14 protein-coding genes (1 of these 14 cut by a window edge) are annotated in these 19,509 nt (G+C 54.7%); 7 read left to right on the forward strand and 7 right to left on the reverse strand.

Annotated elements, in window-relative coordinates:
- Positions 1-41: 41 nt before the first annotated feature.
- Positions 42-764, reverse strand: a complete 723-nt coding sequence (locus QTO31_RS18295) for an LrgB family protein (protein ID WP_031460148.1) — start codon at positions 762-764, stop codon at positions 42-44.
- A gap of 8 nt (positions 765-772) precedes the next feature.
- Positions 773-1,111, reverse strand: coding sequence for a CidA/LrgA family protein (locus tag QTO31_RS18300; RefSeq protein ID WP_301430555.1), 339 nt, complete (start codon positions 1,109-1,111; stop codon positions 773-775).
- 107 nt (positions 1,112-1,218) lie between these two features.
- On the opposite strand from QTO31_RS18300, the gene der reads away from it, so the two are divergent.
- From der to QTO31_RS18325, 5 genes are all read left to right on the forward strand, one after another.
- Positions 1,219-2,565, forward strand: a complete 1,347-nt coding sequence (der, locus tag QTO31_RS18305) for a ribosome biogenesis GTPase Der (RefSeq protein ID WP_031460150.1) — start codon at positions 1,219-1,221, stop codon at positions 2,563-2,565.
- A 141-nt stretch (positions 2,566-2,706) separates the two neighbouring features.
- Positions 2,707-4,872 (forward strand): glycogen debranching protein GlgX, encoded by a 2,166-nt coding sequence (gene glgX, locus QTO31_RS18310; RefSeq protein ID WP_301430556.1) that lies wholly within the window; start codon positions 2,707-2,709, stop codon positions 4,870-4,872.
- A gap of 266 nt (positions 4,873-5,138) precedes the next feature.
- The gene (locus QTO31_RS18315; RefSeq protein WP_031460152.1) at positions 5,139-5,744 is read left to right on the forward strand and encodes a DJ-1/PfpI family protein; all 606 of its coding nucleotides are present in this window, start codon (positions 5,139-5,141) and stop codon (positions 5,742-5,744) included.
- Positions 5,745-5,926: 182 nt separating this feature from the next.
- Entirely contained in the window at positions 5,927-8,764 is a 2,838-nt protein-coding gene (locus QTO31_RS18320) for a VWA domain-containing protein (RefSeq protein WP_301430560.1), read from the forward strand.
- A 1-nt stretch (position 8,765) separates the two neighbouring features.
- The gene (locus tag QTO31_RS18325) at positions 8,766-9,107 is read left to right on the forward strand and encodes a hypothetical protein (RefSeq protein WP_031460154.1); all 342 of its coding nucleotides are present in this window, start codon (positions 8,766-8,768) and stop codon (positions 9,105-9,107) included.
- 530 nt (positions 9,108-9,637) lie between these two features.
- Here the strand turns inward: QTO31_RS18325 and phoU are convergent.
- Positions 9,638-10,288, reverse strand: a complete 651-nt coding sequence (gene phoU, locus QTO31_RS18330) for a phosphate signaling complex protein PhoU (RefSeq protein WP_301430561.1) — start codon at positions 10,286-10,288, stop codon at positions 9,638-9,640.
- A 200-nt stretch (positions 10,289-10,488) separates the two neighbouring features.
- Here phoU and QTO31_RS18335 point away from each other — a divergent pair, with 200 nt between their 5' ends.
- Positions 10,489-11,025: a thermonuclease family protein gene (locus QTO31_RS18335; protein WP_301430563.1), complete on the forward strand. Its 537-nt coding sequence runs from the start codon at positions 10,489-10,491 to the stop codon at positions 11,023-11,025.
- Between the two features lie 258 nt (positions 11,026-11,283).
- Positions 11,284-14,631 carry an ExeM/NucH family extracellular endonuclease gene (locus tag QTO31_RS18340; protein ID WP_301430565.1) on the forward strand — a complete coding sequence of 1,116 codons (3,348 nt, stop codon included), beginning with the start codon at positions 11,284-11,286 and terminating at the stop codon, positions 14,629-14,631.
- Between the two features lie 241 nt (positions 14,632-14,872).
- Here QTO31_RS18340 and QTO31_RS18345 read toward each other — a convergent pair whose 3' ends face one another.
- The 4 genes from QTO31_RS18345 to QTO31_RS18360 form a co-directional block, all read right to left on the reverse strand.
- Positions 14,873-15,868, reverse strand: coding sequence for a hypothetical protein (locus QTO31_RS18345; protein WP_301430567.1), 996 nt, complete (start codon positions 15,866-15,868; stop codon positions 14,873-14,875).
- 57 nt (positions 15,869-15,925) lie between these two features.
- The gene (locus QTO31_RS18350) at positions 15,926-16,441 is read right to left on the reverse strand and encodes a DUF3592 domain-containing protein (protein WP_031460159.1); all 516 of its coding nucleotides are present in this window, start codon (positions 16,439-16,441) and stop codon (positions 15,926-15,928) included.
- 113 nt (positions 16,442-16,554) lie between these two features.
- Positions 16,555-16,689, reverse strand: coding sequence for a hypothetical protein (locus QTO31_RS18355; protein WP_301430569.1), 135 nt, complete (start codon positions 16,687-16,689; stop codon positions 16,555-16,557).
- Between the two features lie 2,114 nt (positions 16,690-18,803).
- Positions 18,804-19,509, reverse strand: the 3' end of a protein-coding gene (locus QTO31_RS18360; protein ID WP_301430571.1) for a WD40/YVTN/BNR-like repeat-containing protein. 779 nt of this gene lie beyond the right edge of the window; only the last 706 of its 1,485 coding nucleotides appear in the window; its start codon lies off the right edge, out of view; its stop codon occupies positions 18,804-18,806.

A 19,509-nucleotide genomic window follows, 5' to 3' on the forward strand; every position in this document is an offset into this window, starting at 1 on the left:
GGCAAGGGGAGAAGATGGTGATGTTTCATCATGACACCCTGCTACAATCCTAGCCAGGGCACGATGAGAGGGGCCAGTAGTGACGTTACGGCTCCGTTGAGGCCCATTGCCAGTCCGGCCAGTGCCCCGGCTACGCTACTAAACTGCAACGAACGTGCTGTACCCAGGCCGTGAGAAGCCAGCCCAAGCGCGAAACCCCGTTCTCCATCGTCGTGGATGCCGATCAAACCCAGCAGTTCCCAACCGAACAAAGCGCCGACCATGCCCGTCACAATCACGATGACTGCGGTCAGCGATGGTAATCCACCGAGTTGTTCGGCCACACCCATCGCAATAGGTGTCGTGATCGATTTTGGAACAAGTGAGCGCAGGGTTATATCAGATAGACCAAAGAGCCGGCCAACCACTACCGCAGCCGTTATGCCGGTTATTGAACCGATCAGCAAACCGGTAAGGGCTGGCCAGAAGATTCTGCGCAGCGTTCGCTCAGCTTCGTAAAGCGGAATAGCCAGGGCAACCGTTGCCGGTCCTAGCAGAAAGTGTACAAATTGCGCTCCGTCAAAGTAGGTTGGGTAGGGAGTATCAGAAACGAGCAGGATGATCACAATTGTCACAATAGACAATAAAACCGGATTCAACAACGGCGGCGACCCCAACCGTCGGCTGATGATCGTCATGAGTCGGTATACAGCAATCGTCGTCGTTAGCCAGAGTAACGGCGTTTGGGCCAGATAGACCCACAGCGAGAAAATGCGTTCGTCCATATCAATTATCACTTTCGTTTGGGCAGGATGCGCATGGTGAAGCCGGTAACCAACAGGGTGATCATCGTCGAGACCACAATCGTCGCCAGGAGTGGCAGACCTTCCCGGTTCAGGAGCGGTAAATGGACGATCACGCCGACTCCGGCCGGTACGAACAGGAGCGGTAAATGATCCAGAATGGTCTGAGCGGTTGCTCGAAGCTGATCCGGTACCTGGCCTCGCCAGCGCAGAATGGTAAACAAGAGTAACATGCCAACGACCGGCCCTGGTACCGGCAGGCTAAGACCACGGCTCGTGACTTCGCCGACTAGTTGGCAGAGTAAAATACTTAACAGTGCATCAATCATACCTCGCTCCATTGTGTGGTGACCATTGTCACTTCTGAAAGTTCCATTTGCAATCCCTACTATAATAAAGCTAGAGGACGCACGAGTGTCAGCGTCCAGGAGGAGTTATGACAAAACCGATTGTGGCCATTGTTGGCCGCCCAAACGTTGGTAAATCGACGTTCTTTAATCGCCTAATCGGCGAGCGGCGGGCAATTGTTGAAGATATTCCCGGTACCACACGCGACCGTCTGTACGGGGATACATTTTGGAATGGGCGCGAATTTACAGTGGTAGATACTGCCGGAATCCTTTTCGGGGGTGAAGACCCAACGTTACCTGAAGCCGAGATCAGTCGCCGTACTCGTGCTCAGGCTGAACACGCGATTGCCGAGGCCGACGCTATTATCTTTATGGTTGACGGACGTGATGGCTTGACTTCTGCCGATGCCGAGGTAGCAGCGATCCTCCGCACTACCTCAAAGCCGGTTGTGCTGGCCGTCAACAAGTGTGATAGTCAGGAACGCATGCTCGATGCGGTCGAGTTTTACGCGCTCAATTTGGGTGATCCGATCCCAATGAGTGCCTTCCACGGTCTCGGTACCGGTGATGTGCTTGACCGACTGACCGAGTATTTCCCACCCAAAACCTTTGATCAAGCAGAAGAACGTCATCTACGGGTCGCCATTGTTGGTCGTCCGAACGTCGGAAAGTCCTCGCTGTTGAACCGGCTACTGGGTCAAGAGCGGAGTGTTGTCAGTCCAATTCCAGGAACAACCCGCGATCCGATCGATACGACGATTGTGTACCACGGTGAACCAATTACCCTGATTGATACGGCCGGCATCCGACGGGCCGGTAAGATTGAACGTGGTATCGAAAAATATAGTGTGTTACGAACCCTACGGGCAATTGAGCGATGTGATGTGGCCCTACTGCTCATCGATGCCAGCGAAGGTGTCACTGCCCAGGATACACACATTGCTGGCATGGTCATTGAAGCGAAAAAGGGTCTGATCCTGGTAGTGAACAAGTGGGACGCTATCGAGAAAGATTCACATACCTATTACGAATTTCAAGATCAGGTTCGTGAAGCGTTTAAGTTTGCTGATTATGCGCCGATTGTATTTGTCTCGGCGCTAACCGGCCAGCGAGTGCCATATGTGCTCGACTATGCCCGTGAGGTGTACGCGCAACGGCAGAAGCGCATACCTACCGGAGAGCTGAATAATTTCTTGCGCGAAGTGATGTTGCAGCAACCACCAATGGCCGTGAAGAAAGGCGCTCATCTGCGGTTGTACTATGCAGTCCAACCACAGGTTGAGCCACCAGTCTTTCTGTTTTTTGCTAACGATGGTGATCTGGTGCACTGGTCGTATGCCCGCTATCTCGAAAATCGCCTGCGTGAACGGTATGGATTTCAAGGCACGCCAATCGTGATCGTGTTCCGTTCACGTGAACGTAAAGATGATTGATTTCCGAACTACGCACACTTAGAGATTGCTCGAATTGTTCAACTGAATCTTTTCGCAGAAACGTTATCGCAAGGCAGCGTATCGTTGGCTATGCAAAAGTCAACATTTCGCTGCCTGTCATTTTCCAGGAGGCGCTCTGTTATGCAGATTTCCGACATCTGGCCGGGTCGTCCATATCCACTCGGGGCAACGTGGGACGGCGAGGGCGTGAATTTCGCCATCTTCTCTGCGCACGCTAGCCGGGTTGAGTTATGTCTGTTCGATAGCCCTACCGCAGCTCGCGAAGCAGTACGTATCGTGCTGCCTGAACGGACGGACGATGTCTGGCATGGGTATATTCCTGGTTTACGGCCTGGACAACTCTACGGCTATCGGGTTCATGGACCTTACTTACCCAAGCAGGGCCATCGCTTTAATCCGTATAAGCTGCTCATCGATCCGTATGCACGTGCACTCTATGGCGAACTGATCTGGGACAAAGCGAACTATGGGTATCGGGTTGATAGTCCGTATGGCGATCTCACTATCGGCAAGCGTGACAGTGCACCGTATGTCCCCCGTTCGGTAGTAATCGATCCTAGATTTGATTGGGGCGATGATCGACCTCCCGACACGCTGCTGGCCAACTCGGTGATTTATGAACTACACGTCAAGGGTTTTACCAAACTCCATCCCGACGTACCAGAACCGTTGCGGGGCACCTATGCCGGTCTGGCATCGCCAGCAGTTGTTGCGTATCTGAAAGAACTCGGTGTGACAGCCGTTGAACTTTTACCGGTACACGCATTCATCACCGACCAGTTCCTCGCTGACCGTGGGTTGACGAACTACTGGGGGTATCAGCCGATCAATTATTTTAGTCCAGAACCACGGTACGCCAGTACATCTGATCCCCAGGCTCAGGTCAATGAATTCAAAGCGATGGTCAAAGCCTTACATGCTGCCGGGATCGAAGTCATTATTGATGTAGTGTACAACCACACCGGCGAAGGGAACCATCTTGGTCCGACCCTGAGTTTTCGCGGGATCGATAATGTTGCTTACTACCGGTTAGTGCCTGATCAGCCGCGGTACTATCTCGATGATACCGGAACTGGGAACAGTCTTGATCTAAACCATCCCCGCACACTCCAGCTTGTCCTCGACTCGCTACGCTATTGGGTGACCGAGATGCACGTTGACGGCTTCCGGTTTGATCTTGCCCGCACACTCACCCGTGGCCCGGTCGGCTCTGAACAGACCAGTCCTTTTCTGGCAATGGTACGTCAAGACCCTATTCTCTCGCGGGTCAAGCTCATCGCCGAACCATGGGATGTCGGTTTTGATGGCTATTGGGTCGGTCGCTTTCCGCCACCGTGGGCCGAGTGGAATGGTCGGTATCGAGACACAGTACGTCGCTTTTGGAAAGGCGATCCTGGTCAGGCAGCCGAGTTCGCTTCACGCTTTATGGGATCGATGGATCTCTATCAGCACAATGGGCGTCGTCCGTACCATTCGATCAACTTCGTGACGGCCCATGATGGGTTTACACTCCGTGATCTGGTTTCATACAACGAGAAACACAACGAAGCCAACGGTGAAGACAATCGTGATGGTGATAACCACAATAATTCGTGGAACTGCGGTGTCGAAGGGCCTACTGACAATCCGGAAATTCAGGCACTGAGGCTGCGGCAGATGATGAATTTCATTGCTACCCTTTTCCTATCGCAGGGTACACCGATGCTGCTGGCCGGTGATGAACGAGGTCGTACTCAGCAAGGCAATAACAACGCCTACTGTCAGGATAACCCCATCTCTTGGGTTGACTGGCGCTCTGATCCAGAAGCCGATCTTTTGCATGCGTTTACTCAGCGGCTCATCGCATTCCGACGCAATCACCCCGTGTTACGCCGTCGTCGCTTTTTTACCGGTCATCTTGGGAACGCCGAATACGATGTTGAATGGCTTAGCCCCGATGGTCAAGAGGTTGGCCCCGAACTCTGGCAGCAGCCGGAGTTGCGCTGTATTGGGGTTTTGCTGAATGGAGCTGTGATTGACGATCGCGATGAGCACGGGAACTCGCTGCGCGATGATGTGCTGCTGGTGTTAATTAACGCTGGCGACGAGGCCGTTCCATTTATCTTGCCTGATTGGCCAGACAATGCAAGCTGGCACGTCATCATCGATACTGCTCAACCTGATTTAGATCAGCCCTTGCCTGTTACCGATCAGATGTATCACATTCAACCACGATCACTGGCTGTTCTGATCGAGCAGGTTGCCAGCGTACCACCCGTACAGATTACGGCGGTGATAGGGAATTAGGATGGCTTCCTGGCACTTTCGGCTTCGGTATAGGTGTCATCCGTAGTACAGGTATTAAGAGCCTATCTGAACACGATACGGCGGATGAAACCTGATCGATGTACGGGCACAGCGCTGCTGTGCCCCAACCGATTCTGCGACAGGGTATTCCGGACAGACCTTGATCAGGCAGTGTTGACAGTTGGAGTGAGCTGTGCTAATCTGAAATCATCCCACCATGCAATGCACTGACAAGGAAGTCAATGTGACATAGAGGAGGTATATCGATGGCAAAGAAGATCCTCTTTCTGGTCGGTGACTATGTAGAGGACTATGAGGTCATGGTTCCGTTTCAGGCCCTTGCTGCGCTTGGGTATCAGGTCCATGCTGTCTGTCCGGGCAAGAAAGCCGGTGAATTTGTTCGGACTGCCGTCCACGATTTTGAAGGTGATCAAACGTACAGCGAGAAACGTGGTCACAACTTCACGCTTAACCAGAATTTCGACGATGTAAACGAACACGAGTACGACGCGCTGGTAATCCCTGGCGGACGGGCACCCGAATACATTCGGCTTAACCCACGTGTGCTCGAAATTACACGTCATTTCTTCACTGCTAACAAGCCAGTGGCGGCAATTTGCCATGGTCTGCAAGTCTTGGCGGCTGCCGGTGTGCTCAACGGGCGTCGCTGCACAGCGTATGCGGCCGTTGGCCCTGACCTCCCGCTGATTGGGGCCGAATACCACGAACTGCCTGCCGATCAAGCCATTACCGATGGCAACCTGGTAACAGCACCGGCCTGGCCAGCTCACCCAGCATGGTTGGCGCAGTTCTTGAAAGTGCTTGGGGCGAAGATCGAGATTGAACCGCAGAGCGAGTCTGTTCTCGCCTAGTCTGCCTCTGTCAATCCTGTGCGGCGCATCCGTAAAACGGATGCGCTATTATTTTTCTTGGATGGAACATCATCGGTTGGCGTGACGTCTCAAAAAAGAGGTCATATTGTCTTGCTATCACCGTTCGTTACCGGTACAATGATCACACAAACATCTGGTCAGTCAAGAATGATGTGCCGCCTATGCCGTATGTTTCTTTCATCTATCCTGAAGCCCTCTGGTTGCTCCTCGTGCCGGTTGGTATGGTGGTGCTCGCCCTGTTTGCACCGCGTCGTTTATCGCCGTTACGGTTTTGGACCAGTCTTGCCGTCCGTACTGTGATGGCAGTGATGCTGATCTTTGCATTTGCCGGCATCCAGTTTGTGCGTCCGGTTGATCGACTGACAACCGTATTTCTGCTAGATGGGAGCGATTCGATGCCCGCATCGACACGGGCACAGGCAGAGGCATTTATTCGCGATGCACTCCAGTCTATGCCGACCGATGACCAGGCGGCAATCATTGTGTTTGGCGATAACGCCCTGGTCGAACGTTCCCCTGACAGCGATCGACGACTAGGGCGCATTACATCTATTCCAATTGCGCATCGCACCAATATTGAAGCGGCCATTCAGCTCGGCATGGCGCTCTTCCCGGCTGACACCCAAAAACGCCTGGTGTTGCTTTCTGATGGCGGTGAGAATAGCGGGCGTGCAATTGATGCGGCGCGCCTGGCAGCCAGTCGCGGCATTCCCATCGACATTGTTGATCTGACGCTAGTGAATACCGATGCAGAAGTGTTGGTTGCCAGTGTCGAAGCTCCTAACAGTGTCCGTGATGGTCAAGAGGCCGTCATTGTTGCTAATATCGAAAGCAATGTCAGTCAGTCGGCGATCGTCCGACTCATTGACGACACCGGTATTGTTGAAGAGCGCGTGCTTGAGCTGTCACCAGGTGTCACCCCAATAGAGTTTCTGGTGCCGGTGGAAGGCAATGGTTTTCGCCGGTATCGGGTGCAGGTCGAAGCGGCAAATGATGGACGAGTTCAGAATAATGAAGCTGCCGCGTTGATTCGGGTGCAAGGGCCACCGCGAATTTTGCTCATTGCACGAGAAGCTGCCGATGCGCGACCGTTGGTCACGGCCCTCACCGCCACCGGTATCACCGCTGAGTTGATCTCACCTGAAGCAGCACCGCGCACACTGGCCGATCTGAGCACCTACGATGCGCTGGTGCTGGTCAATACCCCAGCGCGTGCTCTACCGGTCGGCCTGATGCAAGCAATTCCCGGCTATGTGCGTGATCTAGGGCGTGGTCTTTTGATGATCGGTGGCGAAAACAGCTTCGGTGTTGGCGGGTATGGTCGTACTGCTGTGGAAGAAGCGCTGCCGGTGTATATGGATGTGCGTAATCGAGAGCTACGTCCCGATCTGGCCATTGTCTTTGTCATTGACAAGTCAGGATCGATGGATGCCTGTCATTGCGCCGATCCTGACCGTGGTGCACCGGTATCCTCTTCAAGCGAACGGAAGATCGACATTGCCAAAGATGCGATTGCTCAAGCTGTTGCCTTGCTTGGCCCACAAGATACGGTTGGAATTGTCACCTTCGATGGGGCAGCGTCTGCTGCGTTTCCGACCACCCGTGGGGCAACAGTCGAACAGGTTATGAATGCTATTGCTGGCATCGAACCTCGTGGGCCAACCAACATTCGGGCAGGTCTGCTACGAGCCGAAGAGGTACTACAACAGGTTGATGCCCGTATCAAGCATATTGTCTTATTGACCGATGGCTGGGGAGGTGGCGGCGATCAACTTGACGTAGCAGCGCGGTTACGTGAACAGGGTATTACCCTGACGACAGTAGCTGCCGGGAGCGGTTCGGCGAGCTATTTGCAGCAACTGGCTGCCGAAGGTGGTGGACGTTACTATCCGGTAGTGGATATGGCCGACGTACCGCAAATCTTCGTGCAAGAGACAATTACGACGATCGGGAATTATATTGTTGAACAGCCATTTATTCCAGTACGTTACAGTAGCAGTCCGATCCTGGCCGGTATTAATGCGACACCACCGTTGTACGGTTACAACGGCAGCACACTGAAAAGCACTGCCCAGTTGGTGCTGGCGACTGAAGATCAACAACCGATCCTAGCAACCTGGCAGTTCGGGCTGGGGCGTAGTGCGGCCTGGTTAAGTGACACTAAGGGTAAGTGGGCGCACGACTGGATCACGTGGGATGGGTTTCCGCGGTTTGCTTCGCAGCTTGTTGGTGATCTTATCCCACGTGGTGGGCAAAATGTCAAGGCCGAGGTAGCGGTAACCGGTAGTGAAACGGTTGTCCGCCTGGTGACCGACAGCGGGCAAAATGATTTGAATGTGGTTGCAACCTTAATCGGCGGCGATGGTTCACGGCGCGAAATCCCACTGACTCAGGTGGCACCCAATCAGTATCAGGCCCGGTTGGAAAGCCCTAATCCCGGCACCTACCTGGTACAGATTGCCGGGATGAGTGGTGATCGGGTAGTTGTGCAAGAGACAGCCGGAATGGTTGTTCCCTACTCTTCGGAATACCGCAGCGCGCAAGCTAATCCAGGATTACTCAATGAGCTGGCTACAACCACAAATGGACGACTGATCAACGACCCAGCAGCAGTCTTTGAGCGTCTTAACCCTGTCTTCTCTGCTCAGGAGATTGCTCTACCACTGCTTTGGCTGGCGCTCATCTTGCTCCCGTTTGACATCGCATTGCGACGATTGATGATTCGGCGTAGTGATTTTCGTGCGCTCGGCATGTTACGAGTTGGGGAATCAGTGTCAGTAGCACCCGATCCGGTGCTCAGTCGCTTGCGAGCCGCTCGTGATCAGGCTCGGCGGCAGATGGTTGCTGAGCACGTTCAGCTTCCGCCAAGCGAACCGCCACCTGCTCAACCTTCGCCACCACCGCCATTAACACCGGTTCAGTCAGAAGATGCGCTGACCAGATTGCGCGCCGCAAAAGAGCGAGCGCGGAAACGCATAACCGGTGAGGGGGAACAGTAGGATGGTTGCGTATAACTCCGCTTCCGACACGTTGCAGGCCTGGTTGGTACGGCTGTTATTGGCACTTCTGATCGGTACCCTGGTCGGCGTCATTGCGTACCTCTCCGCCCGTGCAATTGGAGCAGCCTGGTTACTGCTCAACCAACAGTCACTTATCGAAGCGACACGACAGGCGTTGCAACAAGGGGTGATGGGCCTGGCCGATACCAATCTGCGCGCACTCCGCCTTGCCGCAGAGGCTGAACAGAACCGAATTGCTGAATTGAGTGCCTGGTTTGGCCTGGGTGTGGCCTGCATCACCGCAGTAGTGACGTTTGTGCGGCTGGAAGGGTCACAGCAGTAAAGCGGCGATCCGAAATATCCTGTTGCAGGAGAAGATCAGGAGGGGTAGGATGAGGAGAATGTTGGCGGACAACTGGCGCCCCTCACCATCCCCTCTTGCCCCCTTCCTCTTCCATACGGGGCGCGGAAGGGGGGAGGTAGTGTGGCTGGCGCGAAAGTATGTCGGCAGTCCCTCACGCAATGATTGCGCGGGTACGATACGTGCCTGATGAGAAAACCGGGTTTTTGCCCAGGCTCTAAGCGCCTATCCGAAACATCCATCATCACCTCACGACGGATGAGCCTCGGTAATGGATGCAAGATAATTCATGAGGAGCGGTAAGGCGGTGCTCCGCCCTGACAAGGATCCACGACGATAGTCACGGAGCGCCTCTTCGACATCTCCTGTCGCAGCAGCAGATTGGTAGGGGTGCAGCGCTGCGCCCCTACATCCATCGATGGGATACATCCGTTGCACCGTAAGACGGATATTCGGATAAGACGCTAAAGACATTCATCCGACTCTTGTAAGCTGAGCGCTATCAGACGGGATCAATCGTTCAGCTCAACCTGATCACCTTTTGTCATAAAAATGATCTTCTCGACCATATTCAACGCTCGATCCGAAACTCGCTCGAAATTATGAGCGATAAACAGCAGATCGGCTGTCTCTGGTGGGGTCAGTTGTGCTACCATAGCTCGCTTAAGCTGTTTGTAATCATGGTCAATCGCATCTTCGCGAGCAACAATATCCTTAATCGCCTCAGCGTCGCCGTTGCTTAGGGCCTGAAGTGTACGTTCGAGATTATCCCGCGCCACCTTACCGAGAGCAACCAACTCAGCCGACGCAACTAACGGCCCACGATTGGGATCGGAGCCACCGATTACCATTTTGGCGGTACCCTTGGCATAATCAGCGATGCGTTCCAGTTCATAACTGATTGCCATTGCCGCAACAATCCGACGCAAATCGCGAGCTACCGGTTGCTGGGTTGCAATAAGCTGAATAGCATGTTGCTCAATAGCGTTTTTCGCCTCATTAATCTCGGCGTCACTACCGACGACTGATCGTGCCAATTCGAGATCACCCAGTTCGAGCGCTGTGATCGCTTTCGCAAGTGCCTCACTCACCGCCTGTCCCAAACTCACTACCTGCTTACGCAGGGCATCAAGTTCCTGATCAAAGTGTTCACGTGGTCGCATGCACGTTTCTCCTCCACGATAAACCGCTCTCGACACTTCCAGGATACACGTTTTGGCGTGATTTCGCTAGAGGGATGAGCAGGTCTTTCAAAATACCCGCCAGTTGTGTAACGACCGGCTAGCAGAATTGGATACCTGCAGAAACAGATGGGGTACAATATGGAAAAAGACGTTCAGACTTACCGCAACATCGAGTGATTATGCAGCAACGCATCTTCATCATCCTGATCCTCATCCTTGCTATCAGTGGCTGTAGCCGGTCTGATAGATCGGCAACAACCTTTGCCGACTATCCACCACTTCCCGACGATCTCACCCGTGCACAAGTTGTACGAGTCGTTGATGGTGACACCATTATCGTCCGTATTGATCGGCGCGAAGAGCGGGTACGATTGATCGGCATCAACGCCCCTGAATCGGTTGATCCACGACGAACGGTTGAATGCTTTGGTAAAGAAGCGGCCGCCAATGCCCGCGCTCTCCTCGACAATAAAACCGTGCTCCTCGAAGACGACCCCAGTCAGGATTCACGTGACCGGTTTGGTCGTCTGTTGCGCTATGTCTGGCTCGAAGATGGTCGAATGGTTAACCTGGAACAAATCTGGCAGGGATACGCTTACGAGTACACCTACAACGTTCCATACCGCTACCAGGCTATCTTTCGAGCCGCAGAAGCCGATGCCCGCGCCGCAAAGCGTGGTTTGTGGTCACCCGAAACGTGCAATGGGCAGCGTTGAGAACATAACCAAACGCGCTGCCGATCCGCATCGGTGAGGTCACCGGTTGACAAAACGCTCATCTTGCCAATGAAAAAACTGTCATCAAATGGATGTGTTTCATATCCTCCGCTTAACATCGACTTCAAAATCCCCTTTTATTATGAACAACACCTGACCACTCAATATTGCGGTTCACCTTGCTCCTGCTCTCCTCTCTAACCGTAGAGTGCTGTTGCTGGTTGGCGAACACGTATTTGTGAACTAATGAGGTGAAGTATGCCTGAGATGTTTCGTTGGACACGTCACTGGGTAAGTGTGTTGCTTGTCGTTGCGTGTATCTTCATACCGTTCGGCACCACAGTACCGATTGTGCGGGCGATCAGTGCAGACCTGGTAATCAGTCAGGTGTACGGTGGTGGTGGAAGCAGTGGTGCGCCGTATACGAATGATTTTGTTGAGATTTTTAATCGAGGAACGACGACCGTCAGTTTGAACGGGCTGTCGATCCAGTATGCCAGTGCAACCGGAACGGGTAACTTTGGCAGTAATCCGATAGTGCTGTTAAGCGGATCATTAGCGCCTGGTCAGTATTATCTGGTGCAGTTAGCCGGTGGGACTACCGGTAGCCCGTTGCCAACACCTGATGCAAGTGGTTCTATCAATGCCAGTGCCTCGGCCGGCAAGTTTGCCCTGGTGAACAGTACCAATGGCCTGGCATGCAACGGCGGTTCGACGCCATGCTCTTCAGCACAGCAGGCATTGATTATCGATCTGGTTGGCTATGGAAATGCCAATTTCTTTGAAGGCGCCCCTGCACCCTCTCTGAGCAATACGACGGCTGCATTCCGTAACGGGAATGGTTGTGTTGACACCGATAACAATGCGAGCGATTTCAGCATTGGGGCACCAAATCCTCGTAACAGCAGTAGTCCTACTAACCCGTGCAGTACGCCCCCGCCGATGAGTGGAAATTGCCCAGACGTACCCAATCTGACGCTGATCCACATTATTCAGGGAACGACCGACATCTCGCCCTGTGTGAATGAGGAAGTGTTGATCGAAGGGATTGTCATCGGCGATTTTGAAGGTCCTACTCCGAATCTACGAGGATTTTATGTTCAGGAGGAGGTCGCCGATCAGGATGACAATCCACTGACCTCGGAAGGCATATTCGTCTTCAACGGGAACAACAACAATGTCAGTTTAGGCGACATAGTGCGGGTGCGCGGATTGGTTAGTGAGTTTCAAGGTCAGACCCAAATCAGTGCAGTTCAGATCACGGTTGTTGGGAATGGTACCCTCGATCCAACTGATGTAGTGATGCCTTTCCCAAATCCCGACTATCTCGAGCGCTTTGAAGGGATGCTTGTGCGTTTCCCAATGAAGTTGGTCGTAACTGAACATTTCCAGCTCGGTCGTTTTGGACAGGTCGTGATGTCGGCGGCGGACCGTCTCTATCAACCAACCAGTCTCTACCCACCGGGACCGTTGGCTCAGGCGTTACAGGCGGCTAATGATCTTAACCGGATTATTGTTGATGATAACTTGCAAAATCAGAACCCTGACCCGATTTTATTTGGCCGCGGCGGTAATCCGTTGAGCGCTACTAATACCCTGCGTGGAGGTGATAGTGTTACCGGTTTGATCGGTGTTATGACATACACCTGGTCAGGGAATGCAGCGAGTGGGAATGCTTATCGTGTGCGTCCGGTCGGTGATTTAAGTGACCTGAGTCCGGGGGGTGGGGTACCAAACTTTGTCGCAGAAAATCCCCGACCAACGGCACCACCTAACGTCGGTGGCAGCATAACTGTAGTCGGAATGAATCTGCTCAACTACTTTAACACCTTTAACGGATGTACCAACGGCCTGACCGGTGGTCCCACCAATTGTCGTGGCGCGGAGAATGCCACTGAATTTGCGCGGCAAACAGCCAAGACGGTAGCAGCCATTGTTGTGCTCAATCCGACTGTGTTAGGAGTGATTGAAGTCGAGAATGACGGTTACGGTCCGACAAGTGCAATCGCCGATCTGGTCAACCGACTTAATGCTGCAACTACACCGGGTACCTACACATATATCGATGTTGATGCCGCCACCGGTCAGGTTGATGCACTAGGCAATGATGCGATTAAGGTTGGCATTATTTATCAGCCGGCCCTGGTTACGCCAGTTGGGCGAACGGCAGTGCTCAACAGTGCCACATTCGTTAATGGCGGTGATAGCACACCGCGGAATCGAGCAGCGCTGGCACAGGCCTTTTCGATCAACGCAACCAGTGCTCGCTTTGTCGTTAGTGTCAACCATTTCAAGAGCAAAGGAAGCCCCTGTGATATACCTGATGCCAGTGATGGACAGGGCAACTGCAATATTGTTCGTGTCAATGCTGCGAATGCGTTGGCTGCATGGTTGGCAACTGATCCAACTGGCGTGAACGATCCCGATGTCTTGATTATCGGTGATCTGAATAGCTATGCGAAAGAGGATCCCATTCGCGCTCTTGAAACGCAGGGGTATGAGAACTTAATCGAGCGTTTTGTAGGGGCGAATGCCTATTCGTATGTCTTCAACGGCCAGTGGGGGTATCTCGATTATGCACTGGCAACGGCGAGTCTCAGTGCGCAGGTGACCGGTGTGGCTGAATGGCATATCAACGCTGACGAGCCGCCAATACTCGACTATAACACTAATTTCAAGTCGCCAGGCCAGATTAGCAGCCTGTATGCACCGGATTTCTATCGCACCTCGGATCACGATCCGGTGATTGTCGGTCTTGATCTTGACGGTACACCACCTACGACGATCGCCACCGTTAGCGGGACGACAAATCCGCTGTGTCCGAGTAATTGTTATGTCGGAAGTGCGACAGTTGCGCTAACTGCTACTGATGATCGTTCAACAACGGTTGAAATTGCTTACCGGGTGAATGGTGGCACCTTCCAACCGTACAGTGGGCCATTGACGCTCAGTGGTGAAGGTACGTACACAGTAGATTTCTTCGCCCGCGACAGCGCCGGTAATGTTGAGCCAACCCAGACCGTGACGGTCAAGGTGAGTCCCTTTCCGGTTACATCTCCCCTTGATACATTCAACCGTGCCGATGGCAGGCTAGGCCGCAACTGGAGTGGAGCGACACAGAGCGATCAGTATCGGATCGTGAATAATGTTGTGACCGTCGAAAATGGCGGCCTGACGTGGTGGCGTCCGACCGTCTTCGGACCAGATCAAGAAGCCTTCATGCGCTTGACGTCGATCAACCCTTCTGGTCGGCATCACACATTGGCGTTGAAGGTGAACGGAAATCGTGGTCAACACGGAGCCATTCTAGTGAGTTACGATGCAGTTAACCAGCAGGTTGTGGTTGAGGCCCTCGTTCCTGGTCGGGGTTTCCTGACGGTTGGAACGTTCCCCGCTGTGCTTCAACCTGGTGATACACTTGGAGCATGGGCAAAGGCCGACGGCACGGTAGAGGTCTTTGTACGCTGTGAGTCAATAGGCGCTGCCGATACTCGAACGGTGGCTAGAAATCGTTATGTCAATACTGGTGGACGGATTGGGGTCTGGTTCCACAACACGGCTGGCGCTGCATTTGATGACTTCGGTGGAGGGACGCTAACGCCTTAACCAACACCTCCTACCAACAAGATGGGCGGAAGCGGTACTTTCGCCCATCTCGTTTCAGCGATGCGACCGACGTGCTCAGGCTGTGGTGAAACGACCGAAGGCGAAATACCCGCGATACTACCCACATTTCCATCACAGCAGAGTAATAAATCTTTCCGCTTCCCGCAAAACTGCCAGCGTGTTACATACGCCGAGGTGGCCAATTAGTGCACATTCGTGAACTACAAACCAGCGTCATCCGCTATCTGACCCTCGTCACCGAGACAGATGCGCCGCCCGGAGCGGGCACAAAGGCGGCAGCCTTTGCACTCAGCTCACGAAACGGCGCTGCGACCGAATTTAGTCGTTCAACCCACTCTGGGCTGGGCGTCTGTCCTTCAATAGCTTTGAAGTAGACTTGCACAATACACACCATTGCAAAGGGATCAATGAGTGCCGCTTTAAGTGCATACGCGGCGATAATAGCGATTATCAGCGTCCAGAAACCACCCAGCCCTGGCATCACACTCACGAGAGCGGCAACCGGGGCGAGAACGACGAGAAAGATCACAAACGACACAATCCAAGCGAAAATGGTGAGGAATACCGCATTTTTGAGCATCATGCGGTAGTTTTGAGCGTAGAATATCACGCCGTCGCGGGCGCCGGCCCAGGCATTCTCAGGGTTGGTGCGGATCATGTAGGCGAGAATCGCTTCATCCACGTAAGTAAGCGAGAAATTGATCACGGACGTCACAAACTCCATCACATTTGTCAGTCCGGGGATGGGGAGAAAGCTACTGATGGTTAGAACGGTTGCGTTAAAGGTGCGGAGGATGCTCTTAATGATCTGGTCAATACCAAACAACACCGATGCTTCGGCGAAGCGAGACTTGACAATCTGGGTAGCATACCCGATTTGTCCTGTCCCCTCCGGTATCGGCTGATCGTCGATCAGGCGCACGAGCACCGCGATGTGGCCTGCCTTGACGATATACAGCAGATACTCACGAGCGAAATACAACACTCCCGAGACGATACCAAATCCGATCAGGCCTCCCCAGAACGCAACACTTCCCGAAGGATCACTTTCTGCATCCCGCAGGATGCTGCCGATCATGTAGCCGATGCCAGCGCCACCGCTGGTAGCAATGAGATACGCGAGCGTGATACCGAAGTAGATAGCGAGACGAAAGCCAATGAACGGCAACGTACGGAGCATTAAACCAAACGCCTTCCCAAGACTAAAGTCCCACATGTCCTGTTCTCCTTCTACGTAGACGCGAGATACATTCCCGATCGAGCCCAGCATACACTACCCACGTTTCCGCCGCAGCAGAATAATGCCGAGTAATCCAAGCAATCCCCCCCATTTCAGCAGAACCGCCAGCGCGTTGAGAATGGCGAGGATGCCGATCAGCGCAAAAAAGCCTCCCACCCCGATGACGATGCTTGACGGCAGCCAGAGTTCCCACGAATCGATCACTGCCGACTGTGGCGTTTGCGGGTCGTAGCGCACTTTGACCGCGTCGCCGACACGGTACGCTGATGGATTGCTGCCCGTGCTGCTCTCGAAGCGGACACTCTCCCCGTCAGCCGTGCGAAACTCCACGACCGGATAGAAGTAGGTCTTGCGCTCACCACTCGATGTTTTGGTGCGCGAAACGACTTCGACCACCTTACCCTCCGCCGGAAGCATCGTGGCGATCTGATTCTGGGTGAAGGTGCGCCATTGCCATCCTAGAAACAGGATTCCCAATCCGATAACAAGCACGATTGGCCCGCTCAGGAGACCGCCGATGCGATTGGCGGAGCGGATGTTCACGTGCATTGTTTTCCTCCGTATTGTGATATGTTGGCGTCTGACACTCACACAAGAAAAGCCTGCGAAATGAGCCGGTATGGGCCGGAGTGCGGCGGCGCTGCTGCCCCGGCAGAGCGTATTTACCTTACGATCAGCGGCAGGTTCACCTGGTAACTGACCTCACCCAACATTGTCAACCCCCAGCGCCCTGGCTCGTGCGCCACGCTGCCACGCGGCCACGCCGCACCCGGATCGTGGACGACCAGCATGCGCACCAGTTTGTTCCATCCGCATTTCTCGTTGTAGTACTAGCGTTCCTTTCAGTTCATACCGTGAATCTCCACGATGAGGGTTTGAGCTGTGGTCATCTGCAAGAAACCCCTTCACGATAAGAGCAGTCCTTCAGTGCATCACAGGTTCGCTTGGACATAACGATGCGCCGCGCTGTATCGCTGGTGCAGAGACGTATAGTGTGCACATTCTACCGGAGAGGCGTCCACACAACGTCTACATCAGAGAACCCGGCAGGGCGTCATTACGATGGGGTGTCGTGATTCGGGGAGTTGGGGGGCAGCAGTGCGCGGGCCGCTGGCCCGTATGGTGCAGTGCGCGGGTGGAACCCATCGTTTGGCGAATTAGCACGCCATGGTGGGGAGTGGGGGCAGGTTTGAAACCTGCCCCCTCTATGCATGCGGTGACGGGTATGATCGGCGAGACAACAACGAGTGAACGTGTGCGCATTTCACCTGGGAGCGCGGGCCGCTGGCCCGTATGGTGCAGTGTGCGGGTGGAACCCATCGTTTGGTGCATCAGCACACTATGGTGGGGGCGGGTTTAAAACCCGCCCCCACTATGCATGCAGTGACGGGTATGATCGGCAAGACAACAGAGGGTGAACGTGTGCGCATTTCTCCTGGGAGCGCGGGCCGCTGGCCCGTATGGTGCAGTGCACGGGTGGAACCCATCGTTTGGTGCATCAGCACGCCATAGTGGGGGCAGGTTTCAAACCCGCCCCCACTATGCATGCGGTGACGGGTATGATCGGCGAGACAACAGCGGGTGAACGTGCAGGCATCGTGCCCTCGCAGACGCGACGAGCGCGGGACGACCTAGCTCGCAGGCGCCTGGGTGTGCGGGTGGAACCCATCGTTTGGTGCATCAGCACGCCATAGTGGGGGCAGGTTTGAAACCTGCCCCCACTATGCATGCGGTGACGGGTATGATCGGCGATGCAACAGCGGGTGAACGTGTGCACATTTCACTTGGGAGCGAGGGCCGCTGGCCCGTATGGTGCAGTGCGCGGGTGGAACCCATCGTTTGGTACATTAGCACGCCATAGTGGGGGCGGGTTTGAAATCTGCCCCCACTATGCATGCGGTGACGGGTATGATCGGCGAGACAACAGCGGGTGAACGTGCAGGCATCGTGCCCTCGCAGACGCGACGAGCACGGGACGACCTCGCTCGCAGGCGCCTGGGTGTGCGGGTGGAACCCATCGTTTGGTGCATCAGCACGCCATGGTGGGGGGTGGGGGCAGGTTTGAAACCTGCCCCCACTATGCATGCGGTGACGGGTATGATCGGCGCGACAACAGCGGGTGAACATGCAGGCATCGTGCCCTCGCAGACGCGACGAGCGCGGGACGACCTCGCTCACAGGCGCCTGGATGTGCGGGTGGAACCCATCGTTTGGTACATTAGCACGCCATAGTGGGGGCAGGTTTGAAACCTGCCCCCACTATGCATGCGGTGACGGGTATGATCGGCGCGACAACAGCGGGTGAACGGGTGCGCATTGCGCCTGGGAGCGCGGGCCGCTGGCCCGTATGGTGCAGTGCGCGGGTGGAACCCATCGTTTGGTGCATTAGCACGCCATGGTGGGGGCAGGTTTAAAACCTGCCCCCACTATGCATGCGGTGACGGGTATGATCGGCGCGACAACAGAGAGTGAACGTGCAGGCATCTTGCCCTCGCAGACGCGACGAGCACGGGACGACCTCGCTCGCAGGCGCCTGGGTGTGCGGGTGGAACCCATCGTTTAGCGCATCAGCACACCATGGTGGGGGCAGGTTTGAAACCTGCCCCCACTATGCGTATGATCGGCGAGACAACAGAGGGTTGGCTGCTGGACCGTTGATTCAAACACGTATGCGCCATCCTTGAGGTGGTGTGAAGTTCCACGAACAGGTGGAAGGGGCGGTTTGCGAACCGCCCCTTCCGGTATGGAATCGTCAGGGGGCGCGACCATGACGCCTCGACGCCAATTCGTTGCCCGACCAGAAATGTCCGACATCTATCGCGGTTTGATACTTTGATACGCTGTACACCCGGAAGCCCACGTGCGTCGTCAACGCAACGAAGCGACCTGTCGGAGACAGGTTCATGTATCCTTATGGATTACGCAACACCAGCGGCAGATACACCCCCGCCCGGTGCTGGAGCGCGAAGGCGCCACCGTAATAGGTGCCTGCGTAGAGCATGGTCGGGTCAATCGCCAGGGCGTAGACATTGAGGTTGGTCAGGCCCGTATTGAACGCGCTCCAGGTTGTGCCGCCATCGGTGCTCTTGCGAACCCCTGAGGATGTCCCGGCGTAGAGCGTATTCGTGTTTATCGGGTCAAGTGCAAGAGCGTAGCCACTCACACCGCTGAGAGATGCGCTCCAGTTCGCACCGCCGTCCGTGCTCTTGAACACGCCGCCGTTCGTCCCAGCGTGGAGCGTATTGGAGTTGGTCGGGTCAATCGCCAGAGCGTAGACATATGGGTTACTCAGACCACTGCTCGATGCGCTCCAGGTTGCGCCGCCATCCGTGCTCTTGAACGCGCCGCCATCCGTCCCGGCGTAGAGTGTGCTCGTGTTCAACGGGTCAATCGCCAGGGCGCGAATATTGAGGTTGGTCAGACCCGTGTTGACCGCGCTCCAGGTCGCGCCGCCATCGGTGCTCTTGAAGACGCCGCCTAATGTCCCGGCGTAGAGCGTGTTCGGGTTCGCTGGGTCAATCGCCAGGGCATTGACATTGGGGTTAGTCATACCACTGCCCGATGCGCTCCAGGTCGTGCCGCCATCGGTGCTCTTGAACACGTAATGTAAGGTGCCA

Origin of the sequence: Chloroflexus sp. MS-CIW-1 (assembly GCF_030444705.1) — a bacterium.
Lineage (GTDB): Bacteria > Chloroflexota > Chloroflexia > Chloroflexales > Chloroflexaceae > Chloroflexus.